The 22,067-nt window shown below is 37.1% G+C and carries 16 protein-coding genes and 1 riboswitch; of the genes, 2 read left to right on the forward strand and 14 right to left on the reverse strand.

Going from position 1 to position 22,067, the window contains the following annotated elements; genetic code table 11:
* Positions 1-5: 5 nt before the first annotated feature.
* The 4 genes from addA to MKY02_RS18250 all read right to left on the reverse strand — a co-directional run bounded on the left by addA (position 6) and on the right by MKY02_RS18250 (position 8,596).
* Complete coding sequence (gene addA, locus MKY02_RS18235; RefSeq protein WP_340711596.1) at positions 6-3,728, reverse strand: helicase-exonuclease AddAB subunit AddA; 3,723 nt, start codon at positions 3,726-3,728, stop codon at positions 6-8.
* A complete protein-coding gene (gene addB / locus MKY02_RS18240) occupies positions 3,685-7,221 on the reverse strand; it encodes a helicase-exonuclease AddAB subunit AddB (RefSeq protein ID WP_038179657.1) in 3,537 nt (1,178 codons plus the stop codon). Before addB ends, addA begins: the two co-directional genes overlap by 44 nt.
* Positions 7,222-7,351: 130 nt before the next feature.
* The gene (locus MKY02_RS18245) at positions 7,352-7,972 is read right to left on the reverse strand and encodes a TVP38/TMEM64 family protein (RefSeq protein ID WP_038179659.1); all 621 of its coding nucleotides are present in this window, start codon (positions 7,970-7,972) and stop codon (positions 7,352-7,354) included.
* A gap of 69 nt (positions 7,973-8,041) precedes the next feature.
* A complete protein-coding gene (locus tag MKY02_RS18250) occupies positions 8,042-8,596 on the reverse strand; it encodes a helix-turn-helix domain-containing protein (RefSeq protein ID WP_038179661.1) in 555 nt (184 codons plus the stop codon).
* A 70-nt stretch (positions 8,597-8,666) separates the two neighbouring features.
* Between MKY02_RS18250 and MKY02_RS18255 the strand changes: the two genes are divergently transcribed.
* Both MKY02_RS18255 and MKY02_RS18260 read left to right on the forward strand, forming a co-directional pair.
* The gene (locus MKY02_RS18255) at positions 8,667-9,374 is read left to right on the forward strand and encodes an AzlC family ABC transporter permease (RefSeq protein ID WP_038179662.1); all 708 of its coding nucleotides are present in this window, start codon (positions 8,667-8,669) and stop codon (positions 9,372-9,374) included.
* Entirely contained in the window at positions 9,374-9,682 is a 309-nt protein-coding gene (locus MKY02_RS18260) for an AzlD domain-containing protein (protein ID WP_038179663.1), read from the forward strand. Before MKY02_RS18255 ends, MKY02_RS18260 begins: the two co-directional genes overlap by 1 nt.
* Positions 9,683-9,765: 83 nt before the next feature.
* Positions 9,766-9,873: riboswitch (SAM riboswitch) on the forward strand.
* 342 nt (positions 9,874-10,215) lie between these two features.
* Here MKY02_RS18260 and MKY02_RS18265 read toward each other — a convergent pair.
* From MKY02_RS18265 to uvrA, 10 genes are all read right to left on the reverse strand, one after another.
* Positions 10,216-10,446: a CsbA family protein gene (locus MKY02_RS18265; RefSeq protein ID WP_210402623.1), complete on the reverse strand. Its 231-nt coding sequence runs from the start codon at positions 10,444-10,446 to the stop codon at positions 10,216-10,218.
* 19 nt (positions 10,447-10,465) lie between these two features.
* The gene (locus MKY02_RS18270; RefSeq protein ID WP_340711597.1) at positions 10,466-11,635 is read right to left on the reverse strand and encodes a PDZ domain-containing protein; all 1,170 of its coding nucleotides are present in this window, start codon (positions 11,633-11,635) and stop codon (positions 10,466-10,468) included.
* 223 nt (positions 11,636-11,858) lie between these two features.
* The gene (locus MKY02_RS18275) at positions 11,859-13,289 is read right to left on the reverse strand and encodes a S41 family peptidase (RefSeq protein ID WP_038179666.1); all 1,431 of its coding nucleotides are present in this window, start codon (positions 13,287-13,289) and stop codon (positions 11,859-11,861) included.
* 79 nt (positions 13,290-13,368) lie between these two features.
* On the reverse strand, positions 13,369-13,944 hold the full coding sequence (locus MKY02_RS18280) for a peroxiredoxin family protein (RefSeq protein WP_038179667.1): 576 nt from the start codon (positions 13,942-13,944) through the stop codon (positions 13,369-13,371).
* The gene (locus MKY02_RS18285; protein ID WP_076034098.1) at positions 13,941-14,597 is read right to left on the reverse strand and encodes a hypothetical protein; all 657 of its coding nucleotides are present in this window, start codon (positions 14,595-14,597) and stop codon (positions 13,941-13,943) included. The genes MKY02_RS18280 and MKY02_RS18285 overlap by 4 nt, the downstream gene beginning before the upstream one ends.
* A 202-nt stretch (positions 14,598-14,799) precedes the next feature.
* Positions 14,800-16,095, reverse strand: a complete 1,296-nt coding sequence (locus MKY02_RS18290; protein WP_038179671.1) for a murein hydrolase activator EnvC family protein — start codon at positions 16,093-16,095, stop codon at positions 14,800-14,802.
* Positions 16,096-16,135: 40 nt separating this feature from the next.
* Positions 16,136-17,020, reverse strand: coding sequence for a permease-like cell division protein FtsX (gene ftsX, locus MKY02_RS18295; RefSeq protein ID WP_038179673.1), 885 nt, complete (start codon positions 17,018-17,020; stop codon positions 16,136-16,138).
* Positions 17,010-17,696 carry a cell division ATP-binding protein FtsE gene (gene ftsE, locus MKY02_RS18300; RefSeq protein WP_038179675.1) on the reverse strand — a complete coding sequence of 229 codons (687 nt, stop codon included), beginning with the start codon at positions 17,694-17,696 and terminating at the stop codon, positions 17,010-17,012. Before ftsE ends, ftsX begins: the two co-directional genes overlap by 11 nt.
* Before the next feature lie 213 nt (positions 17,697-17,909).
* On the reverse strand, positions 17,910-19,121 hold the full coding sequence (locus MKY02_RS18305; protein WP_076065638.1) for a DUF4097 family beta strand repeat-containing protein: 1,212 nt from the start codon (positions 19,119-19,121) through the stop codon (positions 17,910-17,912).
* Between the two features lie 78 nt (positions 19,122-19,199).
* On the reverse strand, positions 19,200-22,067 hold the full coding sequence (gene uvrA / locus MKY02_RS18310) for an excinuclease ABC subunit UvrA (RefSeq protein ID WP_076034188.1): 2,868 nt from the start codon (positions 22,065-22,067) through the stop codon (positions 19,200-19,202).

A 22,067-nucleotide genomic window follows, 5' to 3' on the forward strand; every position in this document is an offset into this window, starting at 1 on the left:
TCCTCCTATAATTCAATTGAGCGCTGTGCGTCAAATGCATATATTAATTTTTCTGCAACTTTGATTTTCAATGTCTCTTCTAACGCCTTTTTATAAAGTGTCAACTGTACGTCGTATCGTTCTTTCATTTCCTTTTGTAAGCCTTCAGTTGTTTTCATCGTTTCTTTAATTCGGTCTGTTTTATAGTCAAGTAGAATCCAGTCGCCATCTAATTCTTTAAATAGGCAATCGACAATCCCTTGTACGATTTGTGAATCTCCGTCCTCATCAGTAATACTAAAGGTAAATGGCGTTTCTCGATAAAGTTCCACTGCATTCATAAAGCGCTGACCCGCAGGTGTTGCAAAGAAACCTACAATTTTAGGTGCATGTACAGCTGCCCCCTCTTCCTTCGTCAAAAGTTGACGGTCAACAAGCCTTTGCACAAAAACCTCAACCTCTTCAATTGAATGCAAGCCTTGCTGCGGTATATGTTGCATTACCGTATGCATAGCTGTTCCAATTTCTGCTGCTGTTAACGAACGTTGTTGTAAAAAGCTAGGTCTTTTTGCCACTTGCTGTTGTTTTTTAGGTGCATTCCAAAAAAGTTCAGGTTGCTCGGATTGTTCTAAATTTTGCAGACGTTTTAGTTCACTAACAGATGTTTTAGATCGTTTTGCTATCGCTCTATCGTACGCATATGCTGTATCAAAACGCTTTTTGATAGTCGTTAATAACCCCTCATCAACAATAGTAGTTTTTTGGGTATCCTCGACAACCTCTTCTTTTATTTCCGTCACTTCTAAAGGTGCTTTAAAATGCTCCGCTCCTATTACTTGAACTTTCCATCTTGATAACTCATTGGTGACTAACTGAGTTTCATCATTTAGACATCGGTCATAGTCTGGGTGTCTAGCTAAAGCTGGACCAATCCAATCTAAATAACTTTTTGCTAAAGCACGAATATGATCAGGTAGCATTTCACCTACAGGTAATAGTTTAGCATCTTCCCAAACAGCCTTTGTCTTATCCCAGTTTTTCACAGTACCTACTAGATAAAGGTGCTCTTTTGCACGTGTCATCGCAACATAAAGAACGCGCATCTCTTCTGCCTTCAACTCAAGTTTCTTTTTCTCCTGCATCGCAAGGAATGGTAGAGAGGTATATTGAATACGTTTCTCAGGATCAATCATTTTCACCGCCAAACCAAATTGTTGGTCAAATAAATACGGTAAATTGAAATCCATTTTATTGAACTCTCGACCTAATCCTGCTACAAAAACATAAGGGAACTCTAAGCCTTTAGATGAGTGTATTGTCATTAAACGTACAACATTTTCCGTTTCACTAATAGCGCGTGCAGTTCCTAAATCATCTCCACGTAATCGCATACGATCTACGAATCTCAAAAATCGGAAAAGCCCTCGGAACGACGTTTTTTCATACGATAACGCACGATCATGAAGTGCACGTAAATTCGCTTGGCGCTGTTTGCCGTTAGGCATTGCACCAACCATTTCATAATAATTTGTATCAATATATACTCTCCAAATTAAGTCTGCTAGCGAACCCCTACGAGCTAAATCACGCCAATCTTCATAATGCAGTAAGAAACGTTGTAGCTTTTCAGCAGTACTCGATTTTAGACCAGTACCTTCGATGCGTACAAATTGTTTCAACGCATCATAAAAAGGTGCTTTCGGGTCAGCTAAACGGATTTTGGCTAGCTCATTTTCCGTTAATCCAACAAATGGCGCTCTTAGGACAGATGCTAAAGGAATATCTTGATACGGGTTATCAATAATTCTCAATGTATTTATCATTATCATTACTTCAAGAGCTTCAAAATATCCTTTAGACAACTCTGCATATAACGGAATACCTGCTAGCTTAAACTCTTCTGCTAAATCACCTGACCAAGTCATCGAGCGCATTAATATAACAATATCACGATATTCCAAAGGTCGTTCAGTGCCTTTTTTTGTATCATAAACCATTTGTCCAGAATCCATTAATTGCTTTATTTTCTCAATTATATAGCGTGCCTCTTGCTGAGATTTTTTTAATTCCTCCTCAGCTTGTAGCTCAGAGCTAACACCCGCTTCACCATCATCAGATTCCTTAGACTCTTCCTCTTCAGTTTGATCTGTATATAAAACTGTCAATTCAATAGGGGCATCTTTTTCATTATAAGGAGCTTGTGGCTTTAATTCTGCAGCTTCGTCGTAATTGATTTCACCGACTTCTTCGCCCATGATCTGTGAGAAAATATAGTTAGTACCGTGTAATACTTCCTGACGACTTCTGAAGTTTGCATTTAAGTCAATTTTCATACCTGTATTTGTTGGTTCTTCCTCAAACGCCAAATATTTGTTTAAAAAAAGTGTCGGCTCTGCCAATCTGAAACGGTAAATAGATTGTTTCACATCACCAACCATAAACATATTGCCATCCGCTTCCCCACCATTTTTCACTAGCTGCAAAATGGTTTCTTGAAGCCTATTAGTATCTTGATATTCATCAACAAGTACTTCATTGAACTTTTCTCGATAGCTAAGTGCTACAGCTGATGGAACAAGCTCACCGTCTATTTCATCCGTTAGAATTTGCAAAGCAAAGTGTTCTAAGTCGGAGAAATCTACAAGACCTTTTTCATTTTTTGCAGCGGCATATTTTTCACTGAAACTTGCAGCAATTTTCACTAGTGTTAAGAGTATTGGTTTCATTAAACGAATCTCTTCTAGCAATCGTTCTGGTCTTCTTGTGAAATATTGTTTTTTAGCGGCATCAAATAGTTCCTTTGCTTGCTTACGTTTGTTTTGAGCTAAAGCTTTTAATTCTAAATCACAATCCATCTTCTTCGTAGAAATTCTCGCCCAGCTAACAGCATGAAAATATTCATATGCCTCTTCCCAAGAACGTTCATGTAAAAATGCACGAGCTTCAGTTAATAAAATAAAATCCTTCTCAGCTGTTTCACCATAAGCTGATGGTCCGTTTGGTTCTAGGCTTAGCTCTCGCATATCTTTAATAAGCGCATAGGCAGCTTCAATAGCATGACTAACCGAACGCTTAATTATTTTACTAATTGGCAACTCATCAATTGATGTGATAGCTTCAAGGTCATATTGATCCGGTAGTGATTCTAGCCATTTCATCGGCTCTGGATTAACACGTGACATATCGTATAATTTTTCAATTAATGTCTCAATTGCTTGGTCATCACGGTCAGATGTAAAACTGTCAACTAATCGATAAACATCATCAACTTGATCGCTGTTATAAGCCTCTTCTAGCACTTCAGCTAACGTATCATCTTTTAAAAGTGCAGCTTCTGTATCGTTTGCAATTCGGAAGCCTGGATCAATGTCTAATAGATACGCATATTGTCGAACAATATTTAAACAAAATGAATGTAATGTAGAAATTTGTGCTTTATTTAACAAACTTAATTGTCTTCTGAGGTGCTTTGATTCTGGCTGATTGGTAATAGCTTTTTCTAGCGCTTCTGCCATACGATGACGCATTTCAGCTGCAGACGCATTCGTAAACGTTACGACTAACAGCTCATCAACATCGATTGGATTATCCGATGAGATAACCTTTTCAATCATACGATTGATCAATACGGCCGTTTTCCCTGAGCCCGCTGCTGCTGAAACTAAAGTATCTTGTCCAGTAGTCCAAATTGCTTTCCACTGCTCATCAGTCCAAGTCGCTGTCGCCGGCTTCACAGGAATTTCCTTCATCTGCTTTAGTCTCCTTTCGAATTTGCTCAATAACATCTTCTTTCTTACCGATTGGTTGTAAATATCGATAATGTTGATTTGCATCTGTTGTATCAAACTGACATACGCTTTTAAATGAGCAATACTCGCAAGCTGTACGTGTTTTCATACGGTATGGACTTATATCAGTATGACCTGCTAAAATGCCCTCACCAGCCTGTTGATGCTTGTGACGCACAAAATTCCGCAGATGCCCCATATCTTGAGTCGAGATAACAGAAGACATTTTCGGAGAAACAGTACCATCCTTCTTACCCACATAAACTGGTACTACTTGTGAATGGCCGCCTTCTTCTAGCGCCTCATCCATATCAATCAAAGTCTCTCGATCATCTAATAAAAGGCCCTTCATCTTGAATTCTTTTAATCGTTCCAGCTCCGCCTGTTGGCCATCCAAATTATCATGTGGCTTTAACATCGGATTGTGGACATGTATATATAACACACCACCAGCTTCTGAATGTAACGGCAACCATGCCTCTGAATTCTCAACAGCCACATCTAAATAGGTTAACATTTGTAAAGATAGACCATAATACACATCATTTAAATCTAGTTTTTTCGAAGAAGATTTATAATCTACAACGCGAATATACGGCTTATCATTGATTGTAGTTGCATCTACTCGGTCAATTCGACCACGCATTTGCATTTTCTTACCGCCATCTAATTTGATCATTAATGGTGGTAAGGGTTCCCCCGGTCCAAATGCAGCTTCTAGAGCAATCGGTTTGAAATTTGATACACGTGCATGTTGACTTAAAGAAAGCATCGTTCTTTGTACGATCAATGTCAGTTTTCGTTGAATATAACGATAACGGGATGTACTCATTAAAATTTGGTGATACAACAGTGGAGAAATCTTATCCACTGCTCGTTTTGCTAAATCAGCACATTGCTCTGGCGTCAACTGACCCCATTTAATATTCTTCTCATGTGTTTCCTCAGAAATCCATTTTAACGCTGCATGGAATAAGTCTCCGATCGTCGGTGTTTCAAGTCGATATTCAGCACGCTCCTCAAGACGTAAACCATAAGTAGAAAAATGGGAAAACGGACAACCATAAAACTTCTCAATACGTGAAACACTTGAGGTAAGAGTTGAGCCATACAAGGCATCGGTGATATCAGGTGTAAGTTGCTCTGCTTTATTCAGCACTGTTAATGGACGCATTAAACGCTCTAGAATATCCGACCAATAAGGATCCTCTTCATAATACGCCTGTAACGCACGCCATTCAGGTGTTAGCCCCTTTCCATGCTCAGCTTGTCTCAGTTGCATCATTAAATAGGCTAAAGATGTATTAGGGTGATTAATATAAGGGAGATCCGAGAGCTCTGATAAAGCTTCAGTTGGATCTATTAACGCTTTTGTAAATGGTGCATTAGGAATAAGTTGCTGTAACTTCTTCACATATAGGGATGGTAATAATGCTTTACTTTCTTCATCTGCAATGGCATAACTAACAACGAGTTTTTCAGAAGCCATGGTTAAGGCACGATAGGTGATGAATGATTCTTCTAACAATCGCGTTTTAGATGTTGGTGCCAGTTCCATTCCAAGTTGCATAAACCATTCACGTTCTGCATCAGAAAGTAATCCTTCATGGTCCATCCTTTGTGGATATACCCCTTCATTCATACCGATTACAAAAACAGCTTTCATATTCGTTAAACGAGACAAATCTGCTGTTGCAATGGTCACTTGGTCTAATGACGGTGGGATACGTGAAAATTCTAATGTATCAAACCCTTCCTCTAAAGTGTGAAGTGCTTCTTCTAGTGTCATTTCTTGTTCACCAAACATCATGACGAACTGATCAAGTACATCTACCCATTGATTCCAAGCTTGTTCATGTTCACTTGCGGCTAACAGTTGGCCTTTGTCTATTTCTTTATCTTTTAAATCTTGTAGTTTTTCATAAACTTCGAGATTTTCAATAAAATTAAACAGAGCTGTTGCGAAATCACGTCCCGTTTTACAGCTAGTTAATTGATTTTCTAATTCTTTTAAAGGTTCTCTTACTTTACTACGCGCTGCTTCAATTTCTTGTTGGAAGGCGCGCTCTTCATCTGTTTGATTTTTTGTTAAAAATTCCAGTCCACGATATTTTTTATATAGCCAACGATTCTCATCAAACCAGCGTTCACTATAGATTCCTTGCGCGATAACAAAGTTTTCCAAACGGTCTGCTCGCTCCCGCCAAACTTGTAAATCCGCATCTACTGGGAAAAACAAATCCGTTTTTACTGCACGGAAAATAGGCTCGTACTTCCAATCAGATTGAATAACCTCCAGAGCCGAACGACTTAGTTCAATTAATGGATGGTGAAGCATGGGCTTTTTCTGACTCACGAAAACTGGAATATCGTATTGAGGGAAAATTGTCGCAAACAGTGGATCATATACATCAGCCTGACGATATAAAATAGCCATCTCACGATAACGAATTGCGTCATTTTGCATAAATTCTCTAATTTTTCTCGCAATAGCATGTACTTCTGCACGGCGATTAACTGCTTCAATAATCTCAAAATCCTCGGAAGAGTTACACATTGCTTCATCTTGTAAATCAAATTTTTCTTCGATACATTTCAAATCATTGTTTTGAAAACGAAATGTTGTTTGACAATGTACAGTTCGTTCTACTTCAATACCTTCTTCAAATGCTAATTCTTTTAAGCGTACACTTGTCCGAGCAGATTGATAAAATAGTGCTTGTTCATCGTCTGCATCAGCATCTGACTCCATAGGTAAAACAACCGTTACTCGACGTGCTACTTTTAATAATTCTTGCACTAGTTCAAATTCTCGTGTTGTGAACGCTGTAAATCCATCAATATAAATATCTGCAGATTGAATAATTTCCGAATCCTTTAGCTGTGCTGTTAGCAAGGGGAAATAACCTTCACTATCAATATATGTAGTACCTAATCGCTCTTCTAAAGCTGACAATAATAACTGAAGATCATGTGCCTTATCGCGCAATGTTTGTGGTGCATTCATACCTTCAAAATCTGATAGAAGCAGTTCTAATGTTTTGCTATCTAAACTATAGCGATTAAATTCCTTTAATAAAGTTTCCATCTCATCCGTAAAACCACGTTTTCCAGCAGCTTGACGGAACAATGAAAACTGTTCTTTATTATCCTCTAATAAACGTTTGATAAGCATTCGATAACCGAACCCGTTAATCTCTTGTCGGCTAATACCACCAGTTTCTTGCAGGACGCGCCACGCTAAACGCTTAAACGTTGTAACTTGCGCTCGAATAAGTCCTGATACACCGTATCGATGTGTTAAATCATATTCAGAAGAAAATGACATTTGGTCAGGGACAAGTAAGAAAATTGGTGCCCCTATCGACTGTTCCTTTACAATATCAACTATTTCATGATGAATAAGCGTCGATTTTCCAGAGCCTGACCTTCCGGAAACGATACGCAGTGACATTCTAACTCCCCCTCTTTTAATCAAGATAAAATTCCAATCGCTTTACTATTTATGCTCAAAAATATGTAGACCTGAACAAAAGAACGTTTGTTCCTATTTTATATTATAAATAGAACAGTGGCAAATTACTTCACTTTTTATTCGTTCGGGAAGCTCTTCTCATATCTTCTTCTACTTTTGCATTTAAATGTCCTTCAGCCATTTTTCCACCCCACCACATAACCCCTATCAATATAACGATTATACCAGTACGGATAGGATCTGTTATTAGCGCTTTTAAATCTGAGCCAATCCAGCTAATAACGAAAATCATAACAAGTTTTGAAGCCATTATTGTAAATAAATAATGATGGCGCTTTAAATTGGATAAGCCCGCGACAATATTAACGAGCGCTGAAGGTGTAAAAGGAAAACATAGCAAAATAAATAACGGAGTAAACCCTTTCAGTTCAACCCAATGAATTAATTTTTTCACCGTAGCACGATTTGTTACGTAGTTCAATAATCGACTTTGCCCATATTTTCTTACGATCAAAAATACACAATATGATCCTAACACCGCTCCGCTCCAAGAAAGTAGAAAACCAATCCATAACCCATATGCACTGGCATTTGCAACGACAAATGCTGCTAGTGGAAGGAATGGTAAGAAAGATTCAATAAGTGGCAGTAATATACCTAGAAGTGTGCCAAATAATCTATATTCTTTTGCTAATTCATGAAAATTTTCTAACGTTAACCAGTCAGGCATATGTTTCTCCCTCTCTAACAAATAGCGTCTTGTAGGTATCCCAATTGAGGGATGAGCACTACTTAAAAGTTACTGTTTATATTGTAATATAAAGTGCAGGACAGTCATTTCATCTGCTGTATTCGTATATTGATGGATTTGATGTCCTTTAAATACGAGCGTATCACCGACATTTAAGGTTTCACTCATATCACCAGCTTCGACAACTACTTGTCCTTTTATAGCCGTTATGGTTTCTTCTACCCCATCAGTATGTGCATCACTCTTATGACTACATCCCGGATCCATTTCTACTTTAAAGAGTTCCCATCCCCGTTCAGGGTCATAAGGAATAATAGAATACACGCGATATTTTCCTTCGTTCTCCGTGACAAATGGCATTTCTGCACTATTTATTTTTAAAAATTGCTCCTTCGGCTGTTGTAATAATGTTGAAAATGAAATGCGTAAACCGGCGGCAATTTTCCAAATCGTCGACACAGTAGGATTGGATTCTCCTTTTTCCATTTGTGCTAACTGACCTTTACTTACATCAGTTAATTTAGCCATATCATCTAAGCTCAGCAAACGTTGATGACGGATTTTCTTCAATTGTTTTCCTAAATTACGGCTTATTTCTTCCATAAATTTCACCTCTTGTATATTTTATCATACAGTTGTATACTTTATTAAACATTTCAATGGAGGACCAAACATGAAAAAACTTAGCTTCTCAGCTGGTATGAAGGCAGGTTCTAGTATTGCGATCGGCTACTTTCCAATTGCACTGACATTTGGTTTGCTCGCAAAAACAACTGGTCTGTCAATGATTGAAGCAACGGCTATGAGTATACTCGTTTACGCTGGGGCTTCACAGTATATAGCATTAAATTTATTGACAACAGGGACAGATCCTTTACTGATTGTTCTTAATACTTTTGTCGTAAATATCCGTCACTTTTTAATGACGGCATCACTAAATGAAAAGATGCAATCCGAAACAAAATGGAAAAAATCCATCTATGCTTTTTGGGTAACTGATGAATCATTTTCTGTACTTGCAACACGAAAAGAAGAAAAGCTACCTACTTCATTTGGTGTCGGTGTAATGCTCGTTGCATATGGGAGCTGGGTTGTTTTCACAGCAGTTGGTCACTTAATAGGTGCAAATTTACCAGCCTTTTTGCAAGTCGCCATGGGGATTGCTCTATATGCTATGTTTGTCGGCCTTTTAGTTCCTTCTATGAAGGGTAATCGTAAAGTAGTTATGCTCGCTTTACTAGCTGCAGTTATTAACTGCTTTTTCTACTGGACACAAATTTTATCAACTGGCTGGGCATTATTAGTTGCTGCTCTTGTTTCTTCAATAACAGTTGAAATCGTTTATGCAAATCGTGCAAAACGTAAAGGAGGTTTTGTGTAATGGGTTCTTGGTACTGGTGGATGCTTATTGGTATGGCACTTGTGACGTATATTCCACGCGCAATTCCGTTAACATTTTTAGAGGGAAAAGAATTACCCCCTATTATTTCAGGTGTTTTACAAAATATCCCTTATGCAATTTTAGGTGCAATGATTTTCCCAGCAATACTACTGATTAAAGAGGGCGATATTTTATTCGGCTTAGTTGGAACTGTAACTGCTTTTGTCATCGCATTTGCAGGTGCTAATGTGATCATCGTTGTAATTGGTGCTATTGCCATTTTATCAATTTACAGTTTTTTCTTTTAGTTTTTTCTAAATTATTTGACTTTTCGTTCAATGCAGTATATAGTAATATATAATTCTTACAACAATTACATAGTAATATCACTTTCTTATCCAGAGAGACTGAGGGACAGGCCCTATGAAGTCTCGGCAACAGATTCGCGTATGAACACTGTGCCAATTCCTACAAGCATCATTTGCTTGAAAGATGAGAACGAGATGGTTCGTATATATTTGAGAGCCTATTGTTTTCTTTCTGGTAAAGGAGCAATAGGCTCTTTTCGTTCAATAAAGAAGGTTGATGATCTCAATTGTTTGCTAAGAAACTCTCATTTGAGTATCGCCCATTTGCGAGAAAATCTATTCATTCACTCCCATTCGAGTATAGTCATTTAATTTAGTTGTTACCCATTTGTATTAACTATTCTTTCCGCTCTCATTCGAGCAATATATTTATTAATACTACTCATTCGTAGCTCACATTCCATTCAGGTCATTTCCTGGCAAAGCAAAAGCCCGATTGTCTCATTCGACAAATCGGGCTTTCTTTTTTATTCTTATTGTTCTTTTTTGCGATTCATCATGCGCGTGGCATACCAGAAGCCAACTGTTAATGAAAATGCATCAATGACATATAAAAAAGTTGTATGTGTAAAACCAGCATAAACTGAAGCTGCAATAAGCGCTACAGATAACGCTAAAGCTACATAATGACTGAATGTGATACGTGTAAATAATACGACGAGTAATCCTGGAATGAACAGCGCTAAAATTACTTTAGTAACCATAGAATCTATTTTTTCTCCTTTATCTTACGACGAGTAGACCGATTTTGTAATGATCATGTCGATGAATAACATGTTGTCGCAAGCGAACTTCGCCTTCATGATTTAATACTTCAATACGACAGTGCGCGGCATTTATTTGCAACGCTTCGTATAACTCTTCTTCTTTCTGCACTTCAAGACCATTCACCTTACGTATACATTCGCCCACCTGTAATCCCATCGCTTGTGCAGGAGATCCTGGTAAGACAGCGGCAATAACTACACCAGAATCCCGCGGAGTTACCGCATAGCCTGCATTTCGCTCGGTCCAAGCATATATAACCGAAATTAATACACGCCCACCTACAGCGATACAAACAGCGATAAAGCCAAGAACAGTTACCACGTAAGCAATGCCTGCTCCTATTAGCACTATTATAGCTAATGAGATAATGGTTCTCCCCATTCGAGGATAAAAGTGAACAGGCAATGTTTTACGTGTGCGCTGCTGAAATCCAATCACAACTGGTACTAATATAATTGAAAACGTAGAATCAAACATCGTAAATTGTGGCCAATATGGTATATATTCTTGTATTAAACCACCAGGAATAACGAAGAAGATTGGTAACAACCATAACCTTTTCACTAAATATGTAGTGGCCGGCATTCCACGCTCAGACTTTTCTAATCTTGGTGAAGCAAAATTCTTTGCATGCTTGTAGATGAGTATACCTTCAGCTAATAAGAGTAAACCGATAAACGCTGGTATAACTACATATAAACCTAAGTCCATCGATTCTCCAGAAAACGTCCATCCTAAAAAATCAAAAGACTTGTCATTCGCAGATAAATACCAAATAACACCGAAAGCTATAGCGAAGGGATAAACCGCTGAAGCTGTATAATAATAAAAAGTTAAAATACAAATGATACTAGCGCAACTGAATAACACTAAATATTCAAATGGTACAACTAATCCAATTGCAATGCTTACTATCGATATGCCAAGTGCTAATAGCCATCCATCTTTTAACAAGAAAAGCGTTTCTGTCCAGCCCCAGCGTATCCTTGTGTTAAATGATTTACGCTCTGTAATTACTCGTCGATAGCCTAGTAATATGGCAAAAATAATGGCAATGTATAGAATTGGATTTAAAAAGAAACGGCCAATGCCTTTTACAAGCTCTACTATTATATCTAAGTACATTTTCCGTATCACCTTCCGTAGTGTATCTAGTAGTTTGTCTATTTTTTAATTGTATCAAACGAATGTTTGAAAACGTAGTGGTATTTGGATTATATTTCATAATTAGAGCCTATTCTGGGTGAAATATAAGAAAAAAGCTTGTAAAGGTGGGCCATTTCTAAAAATTATAAGGCTCAAGCTTTTTTATTAACTTCTTTTTACAAATAAATTGCTTTTAAATTCATCATTTTAAATTTTTCAGCATATACCCGATAGCCATTTGTAATTGATGGTCATTTTCATTGCTACCTTTATATTCTACCATTTCTTTATGTAATGCTGAAAAGAATGATTCATTAATAATAGGTTCTTGTGCTAATTTCTTTGTCTTTCTATATAACAGAACTGCTTCGGCTGTTTGGCGATCAAAATAACCATCTGTTCGTTCTAATTTATAGTCCATTTTCGATAATACTTCTTGTACATATCTTACTTGCTCATTAAAATCTCCTTCTTGGAAGCTACCTGTTAGTGGTGGCAATTCCATATGATATAAATCATCTTGCTCTACATGCAATGTTGCTTCTATTCCTTTACCATGAATCCATTCTTTATCTGGTGTTAGCCATTTATGCGTTGATAACTTTAATTCACCACCATTTAATAATGGCCACGTTTCTTGTACTGTACCTTTTCCAAAGCTCTTTACACCTGCGATAGTAGCTCGCTCTAATTCTTTTAATGCCCCACTTAAAACTTCACTTGCAGAAGCACTTCCTTCATCTTGAAGTAATACAATCGGCACCTTTTTTAATTGTGCATCAAAATTTAATTTCGCTCTCTTTTCATCAGTTAAAAGCGGCTCAAGCTCACCCTTTGCATTTTGCATAAAAGCATATGTAGAGCTTGGTTTTACAACACTTGCTATCACTTGCTCAACGCTGCGTAAATAACCACCTGGATTACTACGCACATCAATAATAAGACCTGAGATTTTTTGTTTCATTAAAGAAGACGTATGCTTTTGCCATTCTTCTGCAGTTTTTTCACCAAATAATGAAATGGACACATATCCGATTAGATTATCATCGGCTTGTAAAATTTCACTATGCACCGTTTCCATGGAAATAGCTGCTCTTTTCATTGAAACTTCAATGTGTCTGTCTTCTGAAGGTCTGAAAATAGTCATTTTTACTGTTGTGCCCTCTTCTCCTTGAATAAGAGCCAAGAGCTGAGCCATAGATTTACCTTCTAGTCGTTCTTTATTTACTTGTACAATTTCATCATAAGGTTTCAGCCCTGCTTTTTCAGCTGGAGATGCCTTAACAGGTGAAACAATAATAAACCGGCCATCACTTGCTGTTATTTCTGCCCCGATACCAACACGGGAATCAGATAACGACTCTTTATGCATTCTAGCTTCTTCCTTTGTGTAATAAGTGCTATATGGGTCTCCCAGTGAACTCGCCATTCCTTTAATTGCCCCTTCAACTAGCTGTTCCTCTGAAGTCTCATGCACTGACTCTTTTCTAATTAAATTAAAAGCCTCATCAATTTTTTCTAACTTACTCACTTTTGCACTTGAAGGTTCGGCCCCCTGCATTTTTGATACTGCATACATTCCTGTAGCACCTAGCAATACTATAAAAAAAAGAAAAATCCAACTCTTCCGCATCATGTCTACCCCTTTCTATCCATTCAGTTTATGAATGATTTCATAGGATTAACACTATCAAAAAGTGGATTTTTCTTTATTAATTTAACGCTTTAACACTTTCCCGCATACTATCCTGATCGACAGGGCCAATTACCTTCTTCTGGATAATTCCTTTCGTATCAAGGAAATAAGTCGTTGGAATCGTGTAAATTTCATATGCTCTCATTTGTTCGCCTTCAGTATCTAATAATACTGGAAAAGTCATTTCATACGTTTTAACAAATTTTTCCACATACTTAATTGTTTCTTTTTGACTTGTTAAGTTGACTGCCACGATTTCAAAATTATCTTCTTTTGCAAATTTCTCGTAATACTTTTGCATATGGGGAATTTCTGCCTTACAAGGTGGACACCAAGATGCCCAGAAATTTAATATAACCTTTTTCCCTTGAAAATCCGATAGCTTTACTTTTTTTCCTTCCAATGTTTCTAATTCAAAATCTGGTGCCAACTCACCAATTGCTAAGCCACTTTTAACACCTAATTTGTCCTCTACAATGGTTGCTCTCGTATCTACTTTTTGCTCTTCAGCAACTTTCGTTTTCACAAAATTAGTGACCGCAATTCCAATCATCGCTGCAATTATTAGCAACGCAAATATTTTTTTCTTCATGAGGAAGCCTCCATCTGTTTACGACTTTTATCTTTTAAGAAATGGACAAGTAACACAAACAAACTAAATATGAAAGTTGCCATTAATGATTTCTGCCAAAAACCATCTGGCTGTAATAATGCGATCATTATATGTGATAAGCTAAATAAAATGATGAGTTGCTTACGCCAAATATCCTGATTGAGACCATTTTTTATCGCTATGAGTAACCAAATGATAAAGGCTACAACCGTCAGCCACCTTTGCCATGCGAGACCATCATTTTGCATGGCCATTGCAATTTGATACACGCTTTGCGTTAAAATAAATGCCATTGTTAATGTACGTAATTGAGAAGCTGCAAATACATTCTTTTTCAATTGACGGAATATAGAAATACAAGTTGCAACTATCGCTATGTAAAAGCCCATCGTGCCACCGTTAAAGAATAGTATAATTAAAGGCTGTTTTATCACCAACGACAAATCTGTGACAATGACACTAAATTTCCAAATTAAAATAAAAAATATAGCATGATCCGCATATACACTTGCTTCTTTTTTGCCATAACGCCACCATAGAATAATTCCTACCAAAGTAAACGCGATAAGAACTGAAACCCACGATGTCGGTAATGTCACTCCGCGTATAGTATACCATTCTGTTACTGACAAAGTTCACACCTACTCCCATTATATACCCTACACCGTATGTTAATGGCTGTCATACTAGAATACAAGATTTTTGTTTTGCTAATTGATGACTGGACTGGTTTTTACAGTATTAAGCTCTATTTAAAATCGTTTTATCCCTAAAAGAAAAGTCGCCTGTAGTCGGTGAATTTACCGATTTCCAGACGACTTTTATTTAACCTGATTAGAATGAAATATAACGACGTGGGTCAACTGCCCCTACTTTTTGTCCTTGCCAAGCTGTTGTATGAAGTTCGAAGTGTAAGTGACTTCCGAATGCACGACCCGTTTGTCCCATATAACCGATTACTTCACCTTTAGAAACAGATTGTCCAGCTTTTGCTTTATAACCACTTAAGTGAGCATACACAGTTGTAAAAGTTTTCCCCTCAATTGAGTGAGTGATCATGATTACATTACCGTATGTAGATAAAGGACTTGCGCGGAAGACTACTCCATCAGCTGCTGCTACGATTGGCGTACCCACACTATTTGCAATATCGATACCATAATCAATTTCTGGACCTGAACCTATATCACGCCAGCCGAAATTAGATGTAACAGTACCAGTTGTCGGTCTTGTCCATGTACCACTTGAAACTGTTGGAATATTATCTGATTCGCCAACATTGCCAACATTTGATACATGTGCTGATTTAGCACTCGCTTTCGCCGCAGCTTCTTTACGTGCTCGTTCAGCTAGACGCGCTTGCTCATTTTGAATTTCTTTCTGAACTTTTTTACTTACTTTAATCGCTTCAGAATACTCTTTCTGAAGTGATTTTTTTTGAGATTTCAGTTTTGATTGCTCACGCTCTAAAGCATCTATTAACTTATTTTTACTTGATTTTTGTGAATCCAAAGATTTCTTAAGGTCTTCTAATCGATCACGATTGTCAATTTGTTTTTGACGTTTTTCTTCAAGTTTCTTCTGTTGCTCTTCTAAGCTTTTTTTATCATCTGCTTGTTCTTGCAAAATTTTACGATCTGCATCTAATAAAGTGTTAACTGCAGAAAAACGGTCAATTAAATCTACAAAACTACTAGCACCAAATAGAACGTCAACATAATTAATTGAACCGCCACCTTCTTGAATGGCACGCGCGCGTTCTTGCAATAATGCATCACGTTCAGCAATTTTCGTTTCTAATTCTTTGATAGAAGTTTGTAAATCTTCAATTTCACTAGTTGTTTGAGCAATTGTTGATTTTACAATACTAATCTTCTCATCCGTTTTGATAATCTTGTTATCAAGCTTTTGGATTTGTTTATTGATTTTCTCTTGCTTTGATTTGTTGTACTTAATCTTACTTGATTTTTCATTTATGTTGGAATTAAGTTTCGATTTCTTTTGATCTAATTCTTGCTGTTTAGACTTTAAATCATTTAGTGATTCAGCATTCGCTATTGGTTGAATAACCAATGATAAAGATACTGTTGCTGTAACGACATATAAAATATTTTTAAACTGCTTTTTCAACTAATAACCCCCTCTGTTTCTATTAATATATCTGGATGACTTATACTTTTAAGAATTTACGTACGGACATGAAACTTCCCCAAACACCGATAAATACACCCATTATCAAAATTAATAAATCTACTTGGATAATAAATGGCGTTACATCTAATAGCTGGAACATTTCACCTTGTAATTTTGGTTGCAATACACTATGTAATTTCACATATGAAATTGTTACAACCGTCATTGGAATGATAGAACCTAGTAGGCCTAACCACATACCTTCAAGAATAAACGGAATACGTACAAACCAGTTTGTTGCCCCTACTAATTTCATAATCTCTATTTCTTTTCTTCTTGCTACAATTGTAATTTTAATTGTATTTGAGATTAGGAACATTGCTGTAAATAGCAACGCCACGATTAAACCAATACCTACGTTTCGACTAATATTTAAAAAGTTAAATAACTTTTCAATCTTACCTTTACCGTATAATACCTCATATGTATTATCGAGCTTGTCTATCTCATTGGCTACTGTAGCCGTTTTCTGCGGGTCACTAGCCTTTACATAGATGACGTTGCGTAACGGATTACTTTGTTTAAATAAGCTTAAATCTTCTCCAAAGTCTTTCACAAGATGATTAAGTTCTTCTTCTTTTGTTGAATACTTAAGAGAATCTACACCTGAAAACTCTTTAATTTGTTTCTGTAAAGCATCCTCAGCTTTTTGATCCGCTTCTAAATCAATAAGTACTTTAATTTCGACATCATTTTCTAGATCTGTAGCAATTTTATTCAAGTTCATCATTATCATGATAAATACGCCAACTATTAATAGTGTGACCGTTACTGCTGAGACAGAAGCTACTGTCATCCAGCTATTACGACCTATCGATTTTATACTTTCACGGAAATGGCGACTTATAGTTCTAGATTTCATAGCCGTAACTACCTCCATTTTCATCACGAACAATCAATCCGCCCTCAATAGCGATAACACGACGTCTTATTGTATTAACAATTTCTTTGTTATGTGTTGCCATAATAATTGTTGTTCCACGTGCATTTATTTCCTCAAAAAGATTCATAATATCCCAAGATGTCTCAGGATCCAAGTTTCCAGTAGGCTCATCAGCAATGACAACTTTCGGCACGTTCACAATCGATCGCGCAATTGACACACGTTGTTGCTCTCCACCAGATAATTCATTCGGAAACATTCGAGCTTTATGTTTTAATCCAACTAAATCTAAAACTTCCATGACACGTTTACGTATCGTAGCCGGTTGTTCTTCAATTACTTCCAAAGCAAATGCAACATTTTCATAGACATTTAGCATCGGTAACAATTTAAAATCTTGGAACACCACGCCAATTTGTCGACGGAGATAAGGTATTTCTTTGTTTTTTAATGTCGTCAAATTCATACCGTTTACGATAACATCCCCAGATGTAGCTCGTTCTTCTCGATACATCATTTTGATAAATGTCGATTTTCCAGCACCACTAGGTCCTACAATATAAGCAAATTCGCCTTGATTAAACTTAATACTTAATCCATTCGCTGCTACTATTCCATTCGGATATTTCTTGTAAACATTCTTCATTTCGATCATTTTTTTACCACCTATTTTCTATAAACCCTACTCTATTATAATAGCTATTATATCATTGAATAGCCTGTCTACTATTACAATTTCATTTCATTTAAATTGAATTTCCAATTCTAGCTTGTTACAAAAAAAATTTGCTGTAATAGCGAATTAATCATAAATATGTATTAAAAAAGCGAAGGAGATAAAATCTCCTTCGCTAAAAATTATTTTATATTACAGATTATATCGAACAACGACAGATCCTGTTTTAGTTTCACCATCAATCGTTAATGTTGAAACATCCGGTAACTTTTTAGAGAAGCGCACCGATTTTTGTAAAAATTGCTCATGCTCATTGCGATATTGAACATCTGACAATTGAACATCCATTTTACCTAGATTCGAAGAAACTTCTCCCTCTAGTGACAATGTACTTGGAATATAAAGTTCCACAGCACCTGCAACGGTTTGTGCTTTCATTCTTGTCGCATCAATTGCACGAGTAGTCACAACAACATGGCCACTGATAGATTTCGCTTCAATATCTCGAATTGCACCGTCAATATACACTTGGCCATTTAACGTCTCGGCTTCAAGGTCTTCTCCTGCAACATCCTTCACTTTAATAGCACCGTTAGCAGTTTCTAGCTCTGCACTCTTAAATGCGAATCTTTCACAATCGATCAGACCATTTTTTGTTTTAACCTTCAGTTTACTGACATCCAAATCAGTTAATACAAAACTACCATTAAATAAGTTCGCTGAAATTGCTTCGTATTGTCTAATCGGTACATATAGGACGATATCAACACGCATCGATTTCAAATCACTAATAATGCGTAGTTTCCCTTGATCGTTCGTGAAGATAAATTTATTGAGAAATTCCTTCTGTATATCTTCACCCGACCGAACAATTGAAGGACGCACTCGACATTCTGCATATACAGTTGCATCAACAGAAGGTTTAATTTGCAATTGACCATTCGGAATATCTACACTAATATGTGAAAAGTCCGCATTATCTAGATCAAAACGCTGTTCGAATGCGTTTTTTTCACCAAATGAAAAGTCAAAATCAATGTCTTTGACTTTTGAGACAGCCGTATTCATGAAGTCCATAAACTTTGCACTAAATTGCGAGAAATCTTGTTTAATTTCTTCAAAGAATTCTTGCTCTGAAGTAGATTTTTGTTTAGATGACTGTTGTTTTGGTTCTTCTTTTTTCTCAAAGAAGTCATCATAATTTGTTTGTTTCTGTTCTCTTTCAGGTTGTGATTGCTCTACTTGTTGATTCATTTCAGTTTGGCTGGACTTTGTAAAATTCGCTCCAGTTGATGTATTAGTAGCTGTTTTATTTTCCAATGCTTCTAGTAGTAATATTGCCTCTTGTGCTGTAATGGTGCCATTTTCAAGCAATGTTAAAATGCGTTTACGCTCACTTTGCATTTTTCGGCCTCCTTCTACTTATTACTATTATTTACGAAATTTCATGGAAAAAGTTTCATATACCTAGAATATTTGTCTCTACTTATTTGTAGCTGTTGTCAATACTTTATCCATACGTGCTCGATCGCGTTCTATAATTGGCTTCAAATAATGTCCTGTGTAAGATTCTTTCACTTTAATTACCTCTTCAGGTGTTCCAGTTGCAATAATCATACCGCCTTTATCGCCACCTTCTGGACCTAAATCAATTATATGATCAGCTGTTTTAATAACATCCAGATTATGTTCAATTACCAACACAGTATCACCACTTTCAACTAGACGTTGTAATACTATCAATAATCGTGCAATATCTTCTGCATGCAAACCTGTAGTCGGTTCGTCTAATATATAAATGGACTTACCATTTGAGCGTTTATGCAACTCAGACGCTAATTTTACACGCTGTGCTTCCCCACCTGATAATGTTGTAGCAGGCTGGCCAAGTTCCATATAGCCTAAACCGACATCTACAATTGTTTGTAACTTACGTGAAATTTTAGGTATGTTTGTGAAAAATGCCACTGCGTCTTCAACGGTCATTTTCAAAACATCGGCGATACTCTTGTCTTTATATTTTACTTCTAATGTTTCACGATTATAACGCTTACCATGGCATACTTCGCACGGTACATAAACATCAGGTAAGAAATGCATTTCAATTTTAATAATTCCGTCACCACGACAAGCTTCACAGCGTCCGCCTTTGACATTAAAGCTAAAGCGACCCTTTTTATAGCCACGCACTTTCGCCTCATTCGTTGTTGCAAATACATCACGAATGTCATCAAAGACACCTGTATATGTCGCAGGATTTGAACGCGGTGTACGACCTATTGGTGATTGGTCGATATCAATTACCTTCTCAAGCTGTTCGATACCTGTAATTTCTTTCACTTCACCTGGCTTCACCTTAGAGCGGTTCAGTTTTTGTGCTAGCGATTTATAGAGAATTTCATTAATTAGCGTACTTTTCCCTGATCCTGAAACTCCAGTTACAGCAATAAATAAACCAAGTGGAATATCCGCCTTAACATTTTTTAAATTATTTTCTTTAGCGCCTTTTATCGTAATGAAACGTCCGTCTGGCTTACGACGTTCAGTTGGAAGTGGAATGAACTTTTTGCCACTTAAATATTGCCCAGTTAATGAATGTTTATCTTTCATAACTTGAGCAGGTGTTCCAGCAGCTACGATTTCTCCACCATGTACACCAGCTCCTGGACCAACATCAATTAAATAATCAGCCGCAAGCATCGTGTCTTCATCATGCTCTACGACAATCAATGTGTTACCAATATCACGCATGTTTTTTAGTGTATCAATCAAACGGTCATTGTCTCTTTGATGCAATCCAATAGATGGCTCATCAAGAATATACAAAACACCTGTTAAGCGCGATCCAATTTGAGTTGCTAAGCGAATACGCTGCGCTTCCCCACCAGATAATGTTCCTGCAGCTCGGCTTAATGTTAAATAATCGAGCCCAACGTTAACGAGGAAACCTAAACGTTCTAGTATTTCACGTAAAATCAGGCGGGCAATTTGCATATCCTTCTCAGAAAGTGAAAGTGTCGAGAAGAAAACGTATGCATCCTTAATAGAATACTCCGTCACTTCTCCAATATGTTTGCTATCAACTTTAACCGCCAATGTCTCAGGTTTTAAGCGGTATCCTTTACATGATGGGCAATGTTGCTGTGCCATGTACTTTTCCATTTGCTCACGGATATAATCAGAAGTTGTTTCACGAAAGCGTCTTTCAATATTACGTAGGACACCTTCAAAAATAATATCTTGATCCCGAACATTACCAAAGTCATTCTCATAATGGAAGTGGATTTTTTCCGTGCCAGAACCGTTTAAAATTTTATCCATCTTATCTTTCGGTATTTCTTCAACTGGTATATCCATATCGATGTCAAAATGGTCACAAACTGCTTTTAACAGTTGAGGATAATATTGTGAACTTGTTGGTTCCCAAGGTGCTAGCGCATTATCATTTAATGAACGACTCCAATCAGGTATTACAAGCGTAGGATCTACTTCTAATTTTGTTCCTAACCCATCACATTTTGTACATGCACCAAAAGGACTGTTGAACGAGAACATTCTTGGTTCCAATTCGCCAATTGAAAAGCCACAGATTGGACAAGCGTGATGCTCACTGAATAGAAGCTCCTCATGCTCCATAACATCAACCATTACACGACCTTCTGCCAATCTAAGTGCTGTTTCAAGAGAATCACTTAAACGAGCTTCCACGCCTTCTTTTAAAACAACACGGTCAATGACTACTTCAATACTATGCTTTTTATTTTTGTCTAATTCAATATTATCATCTAAATCACGTAATTCTCCGTCGACACGAACTCGAACATACCCTTGTTTTTTCAAGTCTTCAAGAAGTTTCACATGTGTCCCTTTACGCCCTGAAACCATTGGAGCCAACAATTGCATTTTCGTACGTTCAGGAAATTGCACAAGACGATCCACCATTTGCTCTACAGTTTGTGACGTAATTTCTATGCCATGATTTGGGCAAATCGGTTTGCCGACACGTGCATACAATAAGCGCAAATAGTCATATATTTCTGTGACTGTTCCAACCGTTGAACGTGGATTGCGACTTGTTGTTTTTTGGTCAATAGAAATAGCTGGTGAGAGACCTTCGATTGCATCAACATCTGGTTTGTCCATTTGCCCTAGAAATTGGCGAGCATATGCAGATAAGGACTCCACATAACGTCTTTGACCTTCTGCATAGATTGTATCGAATGCGAGAGAGGATTTTCCAGAACCCGATAAGCCAGTTATAACAACGAGCTTATCTCGCGGGATTTTAACATCTACGTTTTTCAAATTATTTGCACGTGCACCTTGAACGATAATTTCTTGATTTTTCAA

The sequence above is a fragment of the Viridibacillus sp. FSL R5-0888 genome (assembly GCF_038009105.1).
Classification (GTDB): Bacteria; Bacillota; Bacilli; order Bacillales_A; family Planococcaceae; genus Viridibacillus; species Viridibacillus arenosi.

Coding starts and splice junctions, on each gene's coding strand:
- addA (WP_340711596.1), bottom strand. CDS start 3,728: ATGAAGGAAATTCCTGTGAAGCCGGCGACAGCGACTTGGACTGATGAG.
- addB (WP_038179657.1), bottom strand. CDS start 7,221: ATGTCACTGCGTATCGTTTCCGGAAGGTCAGGCTCTGGAAAATCGACG.
- MKY02_RS18245 (WP_038179659.1), bottom strand. CDS start 7,972: ATGCCTGACTGGTTAACGTTAGAAAATTTTCATGAATTAGCAAAAGAA.
- MKY02_RS18250 (WP_038179661.1), bottom strand. CDS start 8,596: ATGGAAGAAATAAGCCGTAATTTAGGAAAACAATTGAAGAAAATCCGT.
- MKY02_RS18255 (WP_038179662.1), top strand. CDS start 8,667: ATGAAAAAACTTAGCTTCTCAGCTGGTATGAAGGCAGGTTCTAGTATT.
- MKY02_RS18260 (WP_038179663.1), top strand. CDS start 9,374: ATGGGTTCTTGGTACTGGTGGATGCTTATTGGTATGGCACTTGTGACG.
- MKY02_RS18265 (WP_210402623.1), bottom strand. CDS start 10,446: ATGGTTACTAAAGTAATTTTAGCGCTGTTCATTCCAGGATTACTCGTC.
- MKY02_RS18270 (WP_340711597.1), bottom strand. CDS start 11,635: ATGTACTTAGATATAATAGTAGAGCTTGTAAAAGGCATTGGCCGTTTC.
- MKY02_RS18275 (WP_038179666.1), bottom strand. CDS start 13,289: ATGCGGAAGAGTTGGATTTTTCTTTTTTTTATAGTATTGCTAGGTGCT.
- MKY02_RS18280 (WP_038179667.1), bottom strand. CDS start 13,944: ATGAAGAAAAAAATATTTGCGTTGCTAATAATTGCAGCGATGATTGGA.
- ftsX (WP_038179673.1), bottom strand. CDS start 17,020: ATGAAATCTAGAACTATAAGTCGCCATTTCCGTGAAAGTATAAAATCG.
- ftsE (WP_038179675.1), bottom strand. CDS start 17,696: ATGATCGAAATGAAGAATGTTTACAAGAAATATCCGAATGGAATAGTA.
- MKY02_RS18305 (WP_076065638.1), bottom strand. CDS start 19,121: ATGCAAAGTGAGCGTAAACGCATTTTAACATTGCTTGAAAATGGCACC.